10 protein-coding genes are annotated in these 14,538 nt (G+C 71.8%); 5 read left to right on the top strand and 5 right to left on the bottom strand.

What is annotated here, in order from left to right:
- Positions 1-2: 2 nt before the first annotated feature.
- Positions 3-1,424, bottom strand: coding sequence for an alpha-amylase (locus tag IAG42_RS31395; protein WP_188340332.1), 1,422 nt, complete (start codon positions 1,422-1,424; stop codon positions 3-5).
- A gap of 270 nt (positions 1,425-1,694) precedes the next feature.
- On the opposite strand from IAG42_RS31395, the gene pulA reads away from it, so the two are divergent.
- From pulA to IAG42_RS31415, 4 genes are all read left to right on the top strand, one after another.
- Positions 1,695-7,010 carry a pullulanase-type alpha-1,6-glucosidase gene (gene pulA, locus IAG42_RS31400; protein WP_223206224.1) on the top strand — a complete coding sequence of 1,772 codons (5,316 nt, stop codon included), beginning with the start codon at positions 1,695-1,697 and terminating at the stop codon, positions 7,008-7,010.
- A 106-nt stretch (positions 7,011-7,116) separates the two neighbouring features.
- Positions 7,117-7,923: a MerR family transcriptional regulator gene (locus tag IAG42_RS31405; RefSeq protein WP_188340333.1), complete on the top strand. Its 807-nt coding sequence runs from the start codon at positions 7,117-7,119 to the stop codon at positions 7,921-7,923.
- 241 nt (positions 7,924-8,164) lie between these two features.
- Positions 8,165-9,664 carry an NCS1 family nucleobase:cation symporter-1 gene (locus IAG42_RS31410; RefSeq protein WP_188340334.1) on the top strand — a complete coding sequence of 500 codons (1,500 nt, stop codon included), beginning with the start codon at positions 8,165-8,167 and terminating at the stop codon, positions 9,662-9,664.
- 26 nt (positions 9,665-9,690) lie between these two features.
- Complete coding sequence (locus tag IAG42_RS31415) at positions 9,691-10,416, top strand: aspartate/glutamate racemase family protein (RefSeq protein ID WP_188340335.1); 726 nt, start codon at positions 9,691-9,693, stop codon at positions 10,414-10,416.
- A gap of 54 nt (positions 10,417-10,470) precedes the next feature.
- Here IAG42_RS31415 and IAG42_RS31420 read toward each other — a convergent pair whose 3' ends face one another.
- The 3 genes from IAG42_RS31420 to IAG42_RS31430 form a co-directional block, all read right to left on the bottom strand.
- Positions 10,471-11,259 carry a DUF4389 domain-containing protein gene (locus IAG42_RS31420; protein WP_188341697.1) on the bottom strand — a complete coding sequence of 263 codons (789 nt, stop codon included), beginning with the start codon at positions 11,257-11,259 and terminating at the stop codon, positions 10,471-10,473.
- A 6-nt stretch (positions 11,260-11,265) separates the two neighbouring features.
- Positions 11,266-11,895, bottom strand: a complete 630-nt coding sequence (locus IAG42_RS31425; RefSeq protein ID WP_223206226.1) for a class F sortase — start codon at positions 11,893-11,895, stop codon at positions 11,266-11,268.
- Between the two features lie 106 nt (positions 11,896-12,001).
- Complete coding sequence (locus IAG42_RS31430; protein WP_188340336.1) at positions 12,002-12,538, bottom strand: hypothetical protein; 537 nt, start codon at positions 12,536-12,538, stop codon at positions 12,002-12,004.
- 236 nt (positions 12,539-12,774) lie between these two features.
- Between IAG42_RS31430 and IAG42_RS31435 the strand changes: the two genes are divergently transcribed.
- Positions 12,775-13,887, top strand: coding sequence for a hypothetical protein (locus IAG42_RS31435; protein WP_188340337.1), 1,113 nt, complete (start codon positions 12,775-12,777; stop codon positions 13,885-13,887).
- A gap of 9 nt (positions 13,888-13,896) precedes the next feature.
- Here IAG42_RS31435 and IAG42_RS31440 read toward each other — a convergent pair whose 3' ends face one another.
- Positions 13,897-14,487: a LysE family translocator gene (locus IAG42_RS31440; protein WP_223206227.1), complete on the bottom strand. Its 591-nt coding sequence runs from the start codon at positions 14,485-14,487 to the stop codon at positions 13,897-13,899.
- Between the last annotated feature and the right edge of the window lie 51 nt (positions 14,488-14,538).

Consider the following 14,538-nt stretch of genomic DNA (forward strand, 5'->3'; position numbering starts at 1 on the left):
CGCTAGCCGTGGAAGGCGACCGCGCCCTTCGCGGGCACCGTCAGCTCGGCCTTGCCGCCCGAGACGGTGACCGAGGTCGTGCCGCCGTCGATCACGTTCGCGTACGTGCCGTCGGGCAGCCCCGTCGAGTACGTGAAGGTGTGGGCGTCCGACGTGTTGTTGAGCGCGACGAAGCCCTTGTCGCCGCGGCCGAAGCCGATGACGTTCGAGGCCGGGGACTGCCAGTTCGCGACCTGCGCGTCACCGACCGCGTTGTGCCAGCCGACCATTCCGGCCACCGCCGCGTCCCGGTCGACGCAGGCCCAGCCGCTGCCGCAGTCCGTCCCGGTCACGAAGCCGTTGCCGTCGTTCGGCGGCGCCTGGTCGCTCTGGTCGAAGGTCCAGGCGGCGTACACCGACGGGCGGCCGTACCCGCGCGCCAGCTGGAACACGTTGGCCAGCGTCGCGGTCGCGCCGTCCTTGTAGCTGAGGGTGTAGCCGTTGCGCTCGGTGTCGTGGTTGGTGACGAAGGTGTTGGAGTGCGCCTCGTCGGCCAGGCCCCAACTGCTGCCGAACGACGCCAGGTTGGCGATGTCGCCGCCCTGGAACTGGGACTTCATCGCGGCGGCGTACGTGAAGTCGAGGACGTCGCCGTTGTTGTAGTAGTCCCCGAGGGCGGGCGGGTTGCCCGGGTAGACCTCCTGGGTGATGTAGGGGGCGTCGCCCGCCGTCGTGGTGTGCAGCGCGCCCACGATCGCGTTCAGGTCGCCCGTCTCGATGTGCTTGGCGGCGTCGACGCGGAAGCCGTCGACGCCCAGGTCGATCTGCGTGTTGAGGAACCCGGCGATCTTGTCGCGGACACCCTGCTCGCCCGTGTCGAGATCGGGCATGCCGAGCAGTTCGCAGTGCTGGACCTCGTACTGGTCCGACCAGTTGGCGATGGTCTTCCGGCAGTCGTCGCTGTCGGCCGGGTCGTAGTCCGGGGTGTCGTAGCGGTCGCCGATCGTGGTGCCGGCGTACCCGGTGCCGGTCTGCGCGGCCGTGTGGTTGATGACGGCGTCCGTGTAGACCTCGATGCCCGCGGCATGGCAGGTGTCGATCATGTCCTTGAAGTCGCCCGCGCTGCCGAAGCGGCTGTCGAGCTTGTACGAGTACGGCTGGTAGACGTCCCACCAGTAGAAGTTCTGCTGCTTGAGGGACTCCTCGGGCGGCGCGACCTGGACGGCGCCGTAGCCGGCCGGGTCGAGGACGTCGGTGCACTCCTTGCCGACGGACTTCCAGTTCCACTGCCACAGGTTGGCGATGACGTCACCGTTCGCCACGCCCGTGTCGGCGGCGGCGGGCTGCGCGGGCAGCGTGACGACGCCGCCGAGCGTGAGGGCGCCCAGGGCGAGCGCGGTCGCGGTGGCCCGGCGGCGCCGGGCACGTGTGGGGGTTCGATGCATGTGCGGCTCCTGAATGGGGGGATTCCGGCGCTTTCGTCACCGCCGGAGGGAGGGCAACGCTCCGTGAGCCTGCGGGAGTTGAGAAGGCCACGTCAAGAACCCTGCTGAAAGTTCTTGCTGTTGCTTGCAGAACTCTTGCAGTCGGCTTCCAGCAAGCGGTACCGTCACGCGGCGGACCGGGGCTCCTCCCCGCTGCCCCGGTCCCCAAGGCCCCGGCCCCCGTCGGCCCGCGCCTCCCCAAGAGCCCTGATTCCGCGAGGAGTTCACGCCTTGAGCCGCACCCGTCCCATCCCGCGCAGACGGGCCGCCGCGTACACCGCGGCCGCCGCCCTCCTCGTCACGCTCGCCCAGCCGCTCGCGGCCCGCGCCGCGGCCCCGCCCGCGCCGCCCTCCGACGCGCAGCTCGCCGCCGCGCCCGCCCGCCACGACCTCACCCGCGAGCAGTACTACTTCGTCCTGCCGGACCGTTTCGCCAACGGCGACACGGCCAACGACAAGGGCGGGCTGACCGGTTCCCGGCTCGCGACCGGCTACGACCCCACCGACAAGGGCTTCTACCAGGGCGGCGACCTCAAGGGCCTCACCGAGCGGCTCGACTACATCAAGGACCTCGGCACCACCGCGATCTGGATGGCGCCGATCTTCAAGAACAAGCCGGTGCAGGGCGAGGGCGACAACGCCTCGGCCGGCTACCACGGCTACTGGATCACCGACTTCACCCAGGTCGACCCGCACTTCGGCACGAACGCGGATCTCGAGCGCCTGATAGCCAAGGCGCACGCCAAGGGCATGAAGGTCTTCTTCGACGTCATCACCAACCACACCGCCGACACCGTCGACTACGCCGAGAAGAAGTACGGCTACCGCCCCAAGGGCGCCTACCCCTACCTCGACACCGACGGCCGCCCCTTCGACGACAGCAAGGGCGTCACCGCGAAGGTCGACAAGGACTCCTTCCCGTACACGCCGGAGAACACCGGCGAGATGGTCCCGTCCTGGCTCAACGACCCGACGATGTACCACAACCGCGGCGACTCGACCTGGGAGGGCGAGTCCACGACCTACGGCGACTTCTCCGGGCTCGACGACCTGTGGACCGAGCGGCCCGAGGTCGTCCGGGGCATGGAGAAGATCTACGAGACCTGGGTGCGGGACTTCGGCGTCGACGGCTTCCGCATCGACACCGCCAAGCACGTGAACCTGGACTTCTGGACCCAGTGGGCCACCGCCCTCGACACGTACGCGGCGGCCCGAGGCCGCGAGGACTTCTTCATGTTCGGCGAGGTCTACTCCGCCGACACCGACGTCACCGCGCCCTACGTCACGCGCGGCCGGCTCGACGCCACCCTCGACTTCCCCTTCCAGGACGCCGCCCGCGCCTACGCCTCCCAGGGCGCGAGCGCGGACCGGCTCGCCAAGGTCTTCGCCGACGACTACAGGTACGCGACGGACAAGGCCAACGCGTACGAGCAGGTCACCTTCCTCGGCAACCACGACATGGGCCGCATCGGCACCTTCCTCAAGGCCGACAACCCCAAGGCCTCCGACAAGGAACTCCTCCAGCGCGACCGGCTCGCCCACGAGCTGATGTTCCTCTCGCGCGGCAACCCCGTCGTCTACTACGGCGACGAGCAGGGCTTCACCGGCGCCGGCGGCGACAAGGATGCCCGCCAGACCCTCTTCCCGTCGAAGGTCGCCGACTACCTGGACGACGACGAGCTCGGCACCGACCGCACCCACGCCGACGCCGCCTACGACGAGCGGCACCCCCTCTACCGGGACATCGCCGCACTGGCGAAGCTCCGCAAGCAGAACCCGGCGCTCACGGACGGCACGCAGAAGGAGCTCTACGCCAAGGACTCCGTGTACGCCTTCTCGCGCACCGGCGACGACCGCGAGTACGTCGTCGCCGTGAACAACGCGCAGGAGGCCAGGACGGTCCGACTGCCCGTCGAGTCCGCCGCGTTCGGAACCCTCTACGGCGGATCGGGCCGCGTGAAGGCCGACGGCGGGCGCGTCGAGGTGACCGTCCCCGCGCTGTCCAGCCTCGTCCTGCGCGCCGACGCGAAGCTCCCGAAGGCCACCGCCGCGCCGCAGGTCTCCCTCACCGCCCCGGCCGACGGCGCCACCGGCACCGTCACCCTCGGCGCGGACCCCGGCGCCACCGCGTCCCCGCGCGTGGTCTTCGCCGCCCAGGTCGGCGACGGGAAGTGGCGCACGCTCGGCTCGGTGGACCACGCCCCGTACAAGATCACGCAGTATCTGCCGGACACGGTGAAGGCGGGCACCGCCCTGCGCTACAAGGCCGTCGTCGTGGACCGGGACGGGCGCACCGCGAGCGCGCTCGCCTCCTCGACCGCGGGACAGGCCCCGGCCCCCGAGAAGCCGACCGCCGTCGACCGCGACCACGTCGTCGTCCACTACAAGCGCACCGACAAGGACTACACCGGCTGGACGCTCAAGTCCGGTGGCAGCACGGGCGAGTTCGTGGGCCGCGACGCCTACGGCGCCTTCGCCTGGGTGAAGGTCCCCGACGGCGCCGGGTCCCTGAAGTACACCGTCGAGAAGGACGGCACCGCCGACGGCCCCGAGCGCACGATCGACCTCGGCAGGACCGGGGAGGTCTGGATCGAGCAGGGGGCAGACAGCCAGAAGACCACGCGGCCCGACGGGGTGTACCCGCCGCAGGACGCGGCCAAGGCCGTCGTCCACGTGCGCCGCGCCGACGGCGACTACGACGGCTGGGGCCTGCACACCTGGACCGGCGCCGCGAACCCCACGGACTGGGCGAAGCCGCTCCAGCCCACCGGCAAGGACGCGTTCGGCCTCGTCTTCGAGGTGCCGCTCGCCGAAGGCGCCACCAGCCTCGGCTACATCGTCCACAAGGGCGACGAGAAGGACATCCCCACCGACCGCTCCCTCGACTTCGGCACGTACGGCAAGGAGGTGTGGCTCAACGCGGGGGAGAGCGGCTATCTGCTGCCGTCCCTCAGCGGCGGCGGCGACCTGGACCTGGACAAGGCCGAGGCGCAGTGGATCGACGCCGACACCGTCGTGTGGAAGGCGAAGGCCGGCTCCGGCACCAGCGAGCAGCTCGTCTACGCGCCCGAGGGCGGTATCACCGTCGAGGACGGCGCGCTGAGCAGCGAGGGCCACTGGCTGCGGCTGAACCCGGGCGCGCTCACCGACGCGCAGAAGGCGAAGTACCCGCACCTCGAGGACTATCCCGCGTTCACGATCGACCCCCGCGACCGCGACCGGGCACGCGATGCCCTGCGCGGGCAGCTCATCGCCACCCAGCGCGCGGCGAACGGCGCCCTGCTCACCGCGACCGGCGTCCAGCTCCCCGGCGCGCTCGACTCCCTGTACGGGACGGCCGCCGCGAAGGCCGGGCTCGGACCCGTCTTCAAGGGGGACAAGGTCACCCTGTCCGTATGGGCGCCGACCGCCCAGGACGTGTCCCTCGACCTCGACGGACGGTCCGTGCGCATGCGCCGCGACAGTGCGAGCGGCGTATGGTCCGCCACCGGACCGGCCGCGGCCTGGCGCGGCAAGCCCTACCGGTACGCCGTCCGCGTGTGGGCGCCGAGCGTCGGCAAGCTCGTCACGAACAAGGTCACCGACCCCTACTCGCTCGCCCTCACCGCGAACTCACGGCGCAGCCTCGTCGTCGACCTCGCCGACCGGGCCCTCGCCCCGAAGGGCTGGGCGGACCTGAAGAAGCCGAAGGCCGTCGCGATGAAGGACGCGCAGATCCAGGAGCTGCACGTCCGCGACTTCTCCGTCGCCGACACCACCACCCCCAAGGACGACCGCGGCACCTACCGCGCCTTCACCGACCGCGACAGCGCCGGCTCGAAGCACCTGCGCGCCCTCGCGGCCGCCGGCACCTCGTACGTGCACCTGCTGCCCGCCTTCGACATCGCGACGATCCCCGAGAAGCGGTCCGAGCAGGCCACACCCGACTGCGACCTGGGCTCCTACGCGCCGGACAGCGACCGGCAGCAGGCCTGCGTCACCAAGAGCGCCGCGAAGGACGCCTTCAACTGGGGCTACGACCCGCTGCACTACACCGTCCCCGAGGGCTCCTACGCCTCCGACCCGGACGGCACGCGGCGCACCGTCGAGTTCCGGCAGATGGTCCAGGCCCTCAACCAGGACGGGCTGCGCGTCGTCATGGACGTCGTCTACAACCACACGGCGGCCGCGGGCCAGGACGACAACTCGGTCCTCGACAAGATCGTCCCCGGCTACTACCAGCGGCTGAACGCGGACGGCACGGTCGCGAACTCGACCTGCTGTGCGAACACCGCGCCCGAGAACACCATGATGGGCAAGCTCGTCGCCGACTCCGTCGTCACCTGGGCCAAGCAGTACAAGGTCGACGGCTTCCGCTTCGACCTCATGGGCCACCACCCCAAGGCCGACATCCTCGCCGTCCGCAAGGCGCTCGACGAGCTGACGGTCGCGAAGGACGGCGTCGACGGCAAGAAGATCATCCTCTACGGGGAGGGCTGGAACTTCGGCGAGGTCGCCGACGACGCCCGCTTCGTCCAGGCCACACAGAAGAACATGGCCGGCACCGGCATCGCCACCTTCTCCGACCGGGCCCGCGACGCCGTGCGCGGCGGCGGCCCCTTCGACGAGGACCCCGGCGTGCAGGGCTTCGCCAGCGGCCTCTACACCGACCCCAACACCTCGAAGGCCAACGGCACCCCCGCCGAGCAGAAGGCCCGGCTGCTCCACTACCAGGACCTGATCAAGGTGGGCCTGTCCGGGAACCTGGCCGACTACTCCTTCACCGACACCGCCGGGAAGAAGGTGAAGGGCTCCCAGGTCGACTACAACGGCGCACCGGCCGGCTACGCCGAGGCTCCGGGCGACGCGCTCGCGTACGCCGACGCGCACGACAACGAGTCGCTCTACGACGCGCTCACCTACAAACTGCCGAAGGAGACGCCGACCGCCGACCGGGCCAGGATGCAGGTCCTCGCGATGGCCACGGCCACGCTCTCGCAGGGCCCCGCGCTGTCCCAGGCCGGTACCGACCTGCTCCGCTCGAAGTCCCTCGACCGGAACTCGTTCGACAGCGGCGACTGGTTCAACGCGATCCACTGGGACTGCCGCGCGGGCAACGGCTTCGGGCGCGGCCTCCCGCCCGCCGCCGACAACGAGGCGAAGTGGCCGTACGCGAAGCCGCTCCTGGCCTCCGCCGAGGCCCCGGGCTGCCGTGACATCGACGGCGCCTCCGCCGCGTACCGGGACCTGCTGAAGATCCGCACGGCGGAGCCGGCCTTCCACCTGGGCACCGCCGCCGAGGTCCAGAAGGAGCTGTCCTTCCCGCTCTCGGGCACGGACGAGACCCCGGGCGTGGTCACCATGCGCCTCGGTGACCTCGTCGTCGTCCTCAACGCGACGCCCGAGCGGCAGCGGCAGACGGTGGGGGAGCTGGCCGGTACCGCGTACGGCCTGCACCCGGTGCAGCGGAAGGGAGCGGACGAGGTGGTACGGACGTCCTCGTACGAGAAGGGCTCGGGCACCTTCACCGTCCCGGCCCGCACGGTCGCGGTCTTCACCCGCGGCTGACGGCACGGCTCCGGTGGTGCGCATGATGTCCGGGACGACTGGAAGCGGGGCTCGGTGGGGGACGCTTGACCCTCACACCGTGTGAGCCCGTGTACTCGGAGACACCATGTTCACCATCGGAGACTTCGCCCGGCACGGCCGGGTCTCGGTCCGGATGCTGCGTCACTACGACGCGACCGGACTGCTGCGCCCGGCCCACGTCGACCCCGCCACCGGATACCGCCACTACACCGCCGCCCAGCTCGCCCGGCTCAACCGGCTGATCGCCCTGAAGGACCTCGGCTTCACCCTCGCGCAGGTCGGGGAGATCCTCGACGAGAAGGTGGACGCCGGGGAACTGCGGGCGATGCTGAGGCTGCGCCGCGCCGAGCTGGCCGCGGAGATGGCGGCGACGGCGGCCCGGCTCGGCCAGGTCGAGGCGCGGCTCCGGTCCATCGAGAGCGAGGGACTCATGCCCGGCGACGACATCGTCATCAAGCACCTGCCCAGCCGCCGCGTGGCCGAACTGACCGCGGTCGCACCGGACTTCGACACCGTCGGCCCGGTGATCCAGCCGCTGTACGGGGAACTCTTCCGGCGTCTGGAGGCGGCCGGCATCGCACCGACCGGGCCCGGCGTCGCCCGCTACGAGGACGCGCCGGGCGGCGGGATCCTCGTGCACGCGGGCGTCGAGGTGACGGCGGCGCCCCGCGAGGACGACGGCCTGCGGATCCTCGACCTGCCGCCCGTGGAGCGGGCCGCCACTCTCATCCACCGGGGCTCCATGGAGACGGTCCTGCCGGCTGTCCAGATGCTGGCCCACTGGATCGACGCACACGGTCATCGCTCCGCCGGATACCCCACGGAGGTAAACCTGGAGTGCCCCGAGAACCGTGAGGACTGGGTCACCGAACTACAGGAACCCCTGCTCTGACCTGCTCTTTCTCCGCTTCCGGAGGCGTATCCGACCAACCCCGCCGGACCCGTCCGGCGGGGTTATACGCGTCTCCCCGCTTGGTATACAAGGGCGCCCCGTTGTGACTCATGTCACGGAGTTTCCGGCACCTGGAAACCGTTGACCTCCGGAAAACCCACGTCGTAACGTCCAGTTCACATTCTTTGGAACTGTGTTTTCGCACAGCGGAAATTGCACGGCGGAAAGTTGAGGGGTCCCCATGGCCACTGCTCAGCAACGGCCCCCATCCCGGACGGAGCCGGTGGAGGTGGCGGGCGTCGACATCAGCCCGCGGCTCTACAACAGCGACCTTGCACCGACCAAGATCCAGGGGCGCAGTTGGGGCGCCTACAACGTCTTCACCCTCTGGGGCAACGACGTCCACAGCCTGGGCAACTACGCCTTCGCGATGGGCCTGTTCGCCCTCGGGATGAGCGTGTGGGACATCCTCATCGCCTTCGCCGTCGCGTCCGGCATGCTGTTCGTCCTGCTCAACCTCTCCGGCCGCATGGGCTCGCGCACCGGCGTCCCGTTCCCCGTGATGAGCCGCATCGCCTTCGGCATCCGCGGTTCCAAGCTGCCCGCCGCGGTCCGCGGCGCCGCCGCCATCGCCTGGTTCGGCATCCAGACCTACCTCGCCTCCCAGGTGCTGCGCACACTGGTGACGGCCCTGTGGCCGGGCGCCGCCGACTACGACAAGAACTCGATCCTCGGCCTGTCCACGCTCGGCTGGATCGCGTTCCTGTTCCTGTGGGCCGTCCAGGTCCTCATCGTCAGCTACGGCATGCAGGCCATCCGCCGGTACATGGCGCTCGCCGCGCCGACCGTCCTGGTCACCGTGCTCGCGCTCGCCGTCTGGATGTTCGTCAAGGCCGACGGCTCCATCGCGCTCGACAACGGCACCCCGTTCCAGGGCGGCACCCAGTGGCTGCACATCTTCGAGGCCGCCGCCCTGTGGGTCGTGGTCTACGGCACGTTCGTCCTCAACTTCTGCGACTTCACGCGGTCCGCGAAGTCCAACCGCGCCATCTCCCGCGGCAACCTCATCGGCATCCCGGTGAACATGCTGTTCTTCGCCGCGATCGCGGTCGTGCTCAGCGGCGCCCAGTTCCGCATCGACGGCCAGGTCATCACCAGCCCCACCCAGGTCGTCCAGGACATCCCCAGCACGATCCTGCTGGCCCTGGCCTGTCTCGCCCTGCTGATGCTGACGGTCGCCGTCAATCTCCTGGCCAACTTCGTCGCGCCGGTCTACATGCTGGTCAACATGTTCCCGCAGCGCCTCACCTTCCGCAGCGCCGGCGTCGTCAGCGCCGTCATCGGCCTCGTGATCCTGCCCTGGAACCTGTACGACAGCCCGGTCGCCGTCACGTACTTCCTCGGCGGACTCGGCGCCCTGCTCGGTCCCGTCTTCGGCATCGTCATGGCCGACTACTGGCTGCTGCGCAAGGCCCAGATCCACGTGCCGCACCTGTACACCGAGCACCCCGAGGCCACGTACCACTACCGGCGCGGCGTCAACATGAAGGCCGTCGGCGTCTTCGTGCCCGCCGCCGTCATCTCCGTGATCATCGCGCTCGTCCCGGCCTTCGCCGGCATCGCGGGCTTCTCCTGGTTCATCGGCGCCGGCATCGCCGCCGCGCTGTACTGGGCCGTGAACGACCGCAAGCAGACCTTCGAGCACGTCGACGGGGAGAACATCGCCGTCGCCGCCGAATGATCCACACCCCTTGGAGTACCACCCCCATGCGCATCCTCGTCGCCAACGTCAACACCACCGAGTCGATGACGAAGGGCATCGCCGAGACGGCCCGCGCCGTCGCGGCGCCCGGCACCGAGATCGTGCCGCTCACACCGGACTTCGGACCGGAGTCCTGTGAGGGCAACTACGAGAGCTACCTCGCCGCCATCGCCGTCATGGAGAAGGTGCGTGCCTACCCCGAGCCCTTCGACGCCGTCATCCAGGCCGGCTACGGGGAGCACGGCCGCGAGGGCCTCCAGGAACTGCTCGACGTCCCCGTCGTCGACATCACCGAGGCGGCCGCCAGCACCGCGCAGTTCCTCGGCCACAAGTACTCGGTCGTCACGACCCTCGACCGGGCCGTGCCGCTCATCGAGGACCGGCTCAAGCTCGCCGGGCTCACCGACCGGCTCGCCTCCGTGCGCGCCAGCGGCATGGCCGTCCTCGAGCTCGAGAGCGACCCGGACGCCGCCGTCGCCGCGATCGTCGAGCAGGCCGCGGCCGCCGTCGAGCAGGACCACGCCGAGGTCATCTGCCTGGGCTGCGGCGGCATGGCGGGCCTGACCGAGCAGGTCGTCGCCCGCACCGGCGTCCCCGTCGTGGACGGTGTCGCCGCCGCGGTCACCATCGCCGAGTCGCTGGTCCGCCTGGGCCTGACCACGTCGAAGGTGCGCACCTACGCGCCGCCGCGCCCCAAGGCGATCCGCAACTGGCCGCCGCGCACGGCCTGAACGAACCCGGCCGCACCTGACCGCGGCCGTCCCCCTGCGGCTCTCACCGGAGCGCTACGGCGCCGTCCGGTGGGAGCCGTACGGGTCGGTGCTGCCGTCGTCGTCGTAGTCCACGGTGCCGCGGACCACCTGGCCCGCGAGGCCGAGCAGCAGGAAGATCACCAGGAGCACCTTGGCGGAGGTGTCGAGCAGCAGCGGCCGGGTCCCGGAGCGGACCTCGGCGGGCGGCACCGGAGCGTCCCCGAACAGGCCCTTCGGGTAGGCCGGGGTCAGCAGGTGCCAGTACGCGGCCGTGCGGAAGCTGTAGCGCGCCACGGCGGCCGTCGCGGCGTACAGCGGCTCGGGCAGCCGCCCCAGGACCAGTGTGATCAGCCAGAACACCCAGCACAGCGCGGCCCAGCCGCTCTGGGCCAGCGAGGTGAGGATCGCCGCGGGGATCACCAGGATCAGCCGGAACAGCACCGCGAGCCGGTTCAGCGGCGTCGGGCGCAGTTCGATCTGCACGGGGTGGTCCGGCGCCGAGAACGCGAACGGCGGGTACCGGTCCACGAGGAGCGCCGCGCTCGCGTTCACCCGGGTCGTGTACACGAGCACCGATCCGAGGAAGCGGTAGATCCCGTCGGGCAGCCGGCCCAGGAACAGCGCCGCGAACCAGCCGGCGATCGCCACGAACACCGCCGCGATCGTCAGCACCGCCAGGACGACGAACTGCGGGAGCAGCAGCAGCCAGCGCAGCAGCACGGTCCACCGGCGCTGGCGCCCCGGCGGCGGGATGTCCAGGACGGGCAGGAATTCGACGCCGGTGCCGGGGGCGGGGCGGGGGTCCCAGGTTGCGGCCACGATGCCTCCTCAGGAGGAGAGATGGGCGGTGACGACGACGTTGCCCTTGTACCGTCCGCGCTCCTCGTCGTAGCCGCCACCGCAGGTGATCAGCCGGAGCTCGGGGCGGCCCGTGTCGCCGTACACCTTCCGGTCGGGGAAGTCGTCGGACGCGTACACGTCCACGGAGTCGACGGTGAAGCGGGCGGTGCGGTGGTCGGACCGCGTGATGTCGACCGTCGTGCCGGGCTTCAGCGCGCCGAGCCCGTAGAACACGGCCGGGCCGTCCGGGATGTCGACGTGACCGGCGACGATCGCGGTGCCGCGCGTGCCCGGGACCGGGCCGTCCGCCCACCACCCGGCGAGGTTGTCGTCGTCCTCCGGCGGCGCGGCGAGCCGGCCGTCGTCCTGGAGCCGCAGCTTCGTCAGCGGGGCGTCCACGTGCAGCTCCGGGATCACCACGCGCAGCGGCCGGGCGGCGGGCATCGGCGCGACGGCGCGTCCGCTCGCCACGGCCCTGGCCCCGGCGCCCGGCTGCGGCGGCCCGGACTGTGCGTCCGCCACCGTGAACGCGAACGCGCCCGCCGCGACCAGACTCACGACCAGCCCTTCGCCGGCCCGGCGCAGCCGTGACCCGCGTGAGCGGTGGGCATCGGGCACGGGCTGACTCCTGGGTGAACGGGCGGGGCGGGACACCGGACGGGTCCGGCGCCGCCGTACGCGTCGTCGGCGGTACGGCGGCGCCAGGACCTCGCGCGGGGACGGATCAGTTCTGACGGCTGCCGCGGCGGCGCAGGGCGAAGCCGGCGGCGGCCGCGAGGGCCAGGCCACCGGTCGCGGCCAGCGCGGGCACGCCCGCCGGATCGGTGCTCGTCGAGCCCGAGCCGGTGTGCATGGCACCGCTCGGCTTGTCCTTCATCGGCGCGGTCGGCATCGGCTTCGCGGGAGCGGTGTGCTTCGGCACGGGCTTCGGGGTCGCCGGGGACGTGGGCGAGGCGGACGTCGACGGGGAGGCCGACGGGTTCGCCACGGTGTCGCCGCACAGGCGTTGTGCCTCGGAGGCCGTGGAGTTCGCGTTCTGCTCGCCCGCCGCGAGCTGCTCCTTGGTGACGTTGACGTGGTCGCCGCCGTCGTACTGCTTCTTCATCGCGTCGTAGTCGGCCTGGGCCTCGACCGCCTGCGACTTGGCCTCCTCACAGCCGGCCGGTGAGCCCGCGCCGGCGGCGTGCGCGGCCGTCGGCGCGGCGAGCAGCAGGGCGGAGCAGGCGAGCACGGTGCCGGTGGCTATCTTCAGCGAACGCATCAGGGATTCCTCCAACGGATCCAGCGGGGGAGGCGGTCGCGCGGCACGTCGTGCGCCGTCGTCGGGACCGCCGCCCACGACCCAACCCGCCGCCCGCCGGACACGCAGTCCCGGCGGCCCGCTCCGCCGCCGGTCGGCCGTCCGCACGGCGGTAAACCGGTGCAGGTCAGTGCCGCCGGTGTGGTTCCTTGGGGTGAAGTCCGGCGCGCCTGCGCCGAACAGGGGGGAGGACCTGCTTGTACGTCTTCGAGTGCGCGGGGTGCGGAGCGGAGCTCACGGTGCCGCTGAGCCGCGTCGCGCTGCCCGTCCACGCCCACCAGAAGTACGGGAACGGGATCCAGCTCCCGGTGCTCATGGAACCCGGCACGTTCGCCGTCGACCGAGAGCCGTCCGGACCGCCCTGGCGGGTCTGGGAGGACCTCGCCCCGGGCGAGGCCGCCGCCCGGGGCGTCCACGCCCCCGTGTACCACCTGTCGTTCGGGGCGCCCGGCGCGGTCGTCCTCGCCCCCGGCGACGTGCGCGGCACCGCACTCGTCCCCGAACGGGCCGGGGGCTACTGCTGCGGCCTCGACGGCGCCGACGGGCCGAACATGGCCTGCGTCGCGTGCGGCCTGGCCGTGGCGACCCGGATCGACGACTGCTCCCTGTGGCAGGCGGTGTGGCTCGCTCCCGAGGCCGTGCGCCGCCGCCGGGTCGAGGGCACCGACACGACGCCTCCGACCTGGGCCGAGCTGCTGGCCGAGGACCGGCGCACGTCACCGTTCCAACCGCGCGCCGACTGGGCGGCGACCCCCGGGACCCGGCGCTGGTGGGCCTGGAACCCGGAATGGGAGGCGGCGGCGGGCCGCGCCCTGGCCCACTTCCTGGCCGCGTCCGAGGGCCGCCCCGTGACGATCCTGAACGGCGGCCCGCTCGTGGCGACGGTCCTTCAGCGCGGCCTCGACATCCTGCTCCCGGCGCGGGGCACCGCCCGCCGGGCGGCGCTGGCGGGCCCTGGCGTCCCGCCTCCGCCCGACCCCGTCGACATCCTGATCGTGCCGACCCATTCCCGTACGGGCGTCCTGTGGTCCCCCGGCACCCCCGGCGCGGTCCACCGCGTCCCGCTCCCCTTCGGCGTCTGGCTGGAGCTGGCCTTCCCGTCGGCGCACCTGCCGGTCCCCGCGTCGGGCCGGCTCCCCGACGGCGTCCTGCGCGACGACCCGGCACCTCCCTCGGCCGCCCGCCACCCCTTCCGCGCGGACCCGCAGGCGTTCCGCGAGGCCCTGGTCCGCCGCCCGGAGGTCCGCACCCCGTGGCTGAGCGAACTGCTCACGCACCTGACCCGCGAGATCCACCTGCGCGTCTTCTGAGCCGCCGGCTCACAGGCGCGAGGGAGCGGAGCGGTCGAAGAGCAGCCCGGCGGCGAAGCCGAGGAAGGCGACCCCCGTGACCTGTTCGAGGCGGCGCCGGAACGCCGGCCGGCGGACCCGCTCGCCGAGCGTGGAGGAGGCCCGGGCCAGCATCCAGTACCAGAGCGCGAGTTCGACCACGTCGACGGCCGTGAGGAGCAGCGTCGTACCGAACAGCCCCGCGCCCGGCGGCACGAACTGCGGGATCAGGCTCATGTAGAACACCCCGGCCTTGGGGTTCAGCAGATTCGTCGCCACCCCGCGCCGGAACGCCACCGCCCGCCCGCGGCCGGCGCCGCCCACCCCGTCCGGTTCGGCCGAGTCCGCCCGGCCGCGCCGCAGCGCCGAGACCCCGAGGAACACCAGATACAGGGCACCGCACACCCGCAGCACGTCGTACGCGGCCCGGGACGCGGTGAGCAGAGCCGTCAGCCCCGCGGCGGTGGCGACCCCCCACCCCGCACACCCGACGAGCACGCCCACCGCGGCGGCGCCCCCGACCCGCCGCCCCTCGGCGACCGAGGCCCGCACGACGAGCAGCGAATCGGGCCCGGGGGCCACATTGATCAGGAGCGCGACTCCGGCGAAGGCGAGGACGGCGGTGAACAGGTC

Origin of the sequence: Streptomyces xanthii (genome assembly GCF_014621695.1) — a bacterium.
GTDB lineage: Bacteria > Actinomycetota > Actinomycetes > Streptomycetales > Streptomycetaceae > Streptomyces > Streptomyces xanthii.